The sequence below is a fragment of the Nonomuraea deserti genome (assembly GCF_004348685.1).
Classification (GTDB): Bacteria; Actinomycetota; Actinomycetes; order Streptosporangiales; family Streptosporangiaceae; genus Nonomuraea; species Nonomuraea deserti.
Genome location: NZ_SMKO01000389.1, coordinates 1 through 1,963, shown reverse-complemented (window position 1 = coordinate 1,963; position 1,963 = coordinate 1). Strand labels below are relative to the sequence as shown.

Genomic DNA, 1,963 nt, shown 5'->3' with positions numbered 1-1,963 from the left:
TGCTGGACATCGTGCTCGGCGTCGGCATGAAGACGCTGTCGAACTACACCAACCACATCGCCTGCACCCCGCTGGATCCCGCCTGGGCCGATCAGCAGTGGAGGCGGGAGCAGGCAACGGCCTGACCCGTCGCCTGTTTCGCCCGCATGTATCGCCTGGGTGCCGCCCCGGTCGGGGCGGCACCCAGCGCGATCACCATCCCGGTCGCGCCGCGGACCGCGGCGCCTCGTCGCGGGCGCCGCAATCAGGTGATCCCGCCGTACGCGCCGATTACCGCCTGCACGAGGTCATCAGCAGGGTGACTTCGCCTGATCCCAAGTCATGGGACGAGCGGCCCGGCCAGCACGCCCAACCCCGCCGCACGATCCCCAGCCCAGGTCACCGATCCCGTGTCTCGCGGCTTGCGTCCCCACAACATCAGCAGCACGTCTTCGGCAGTGCCCGAGACCTCCGCGATCGGCTCACCGGCCCCATAGGTCCAGCAGCGGTCAGAGTCGGTGGCGGTGATCCGCACGGCCTGCTCGGGATAGGCGGCGGCCCCCCTTGAGATCATGCGGGGCGCCATGGTGTCAAAGACCTCGGCGACACCGTCGGCGGCGAGCACCGGATCCATCGGCGTCGCCGAGCCGAGCGCGTGCTCGCCATCCCATCGGTGCATCAGTGTCTCCTGGCTGCGGCGCCGACGCCAGAACCCGACCGTGTGTGGCGGGAAGAACGTCCACGCCCCGGTCGAGGGATCGACCGACAGGGCCTGCACGAGTGCGTCCGCCGTTTCGGCGTACCAGGCCTTGAGGCCAACCCGGTCACGGGGCGCGGCACCCTCGTCGTAGCTGTCGCCGTGCCCCTCCCGCACCGCCGCGACGACCCACAGGTTCCCCGCTCCCATGTGCGCGGCCAGATCCGCCAGCTTCCAACCACCGCAGTGCTCGACCGGAGCCGACAAATCACCATCCAGTACGGCACCGAACGCATCCAGTTCGCGCCGAAGAACACCCAGGTAATCCACGGCGCCAAGATACAGCCCACCAGTTACGCGGAACTCACTCCACGAACGGGGCGAACGTTTCCTGCTCCGGCACTCGATAACTGTCTCGCCCCGCCCGGCTTGAGTGGCTGAACCTCCTGGGCCGCTACAACTTCTCCCTGCCCGTCCACGAGGGCAGCTTCCGGGCCGCTGCGCGACCCTGGTCAGCGGTAACCCCGTTTTGGGAGCCCGTATCCGACGCCCGGACGATCCGCTCACGCCCGAGCAAGCCGAGCTACGACAGCGTCTGCAGGACCAGGTCCTGCAACCAGGATCCTCAGCTACTGCGCAAGCGCAGAGCAGCCTCTCGCGCTGCGCCTGCTCCGGGCCGCCGACCCGTCGCCATCTCGACCCCGCAGATTCGCCATCAACGCGGCGACCTGCGCCGGACCATAACCAGGCATCGCTCGCAGCACCTGAACGACCCTCGTCTTCTTGGCCTTGCGCACCCCGGCGGCCTGGACCACGGCCACGGCCCGCTGCTCAGGAGTCAACCTCGCAGGCAACGGCCTGACCCGGCGCCTGCTTCACCTGGGTGTCGTCCAGGGCGGCGGCCGGGCCCCAGGCCGGATCCAGCGGCGTGTGGACGATGTGGGCACCCGCTATCGGCCCAGTTCACCGTCTCGAGCAGCTATAACGCCGGCCCGCGATCCCTTACCTCCGCATTCCGGCCGCTCTCCTTGAAAAGGACTCGTACGGCAGCTTCATCGCCTTCGATCTCGACGAGCTCACGGACATCGTCGAGGGTGAGCGCACCCGCCGCCAGCCCGAGAACAATCGAGGCCTCGGCGCGTAGGACGGCATCGAGATCTCCGCCCTCATGCGGGCTCACCTCGATGCCCGAGTCCGTCGCCCGTACCTGGAGCAGCCGGCCGTCGACCGCGATCCCCACCGTCTGCGCCTGGTGTGCGGTCACGCTGCCGGTGAGCAAGGCACGGA

2 protein-coding genes are annotated in these 1,963 nt (G+C 68.9%); both read right to left on the bottom strand.

Annotation, left to right across the window (positions count from 1 at the left end; translation table 11 throughout):
- Positions 1-319: 319 nt before the first annotated feature.
- A complete protein-coding gene (locus E1292_RS50210) occupies positions 320-1,006 on the bottom strand; it encodes a maleylpyruvate isomerase family mycothiol-dependent enzyme (RefSeq protein ID WP_132606847.1) in 687 nt (228 codons plus the stop codon).
- A 649-nt stretch (positions 1,007-1,655) separates the two neighbouring features.
- A partial coding sequence (locus tag E1292_RS52120) for a hypothetical protein (RefSeq protein ID WP_220447472.1) occupies positions 1,656-1,963 on the bottom strand: 308 nt, incomplete at its 5' end.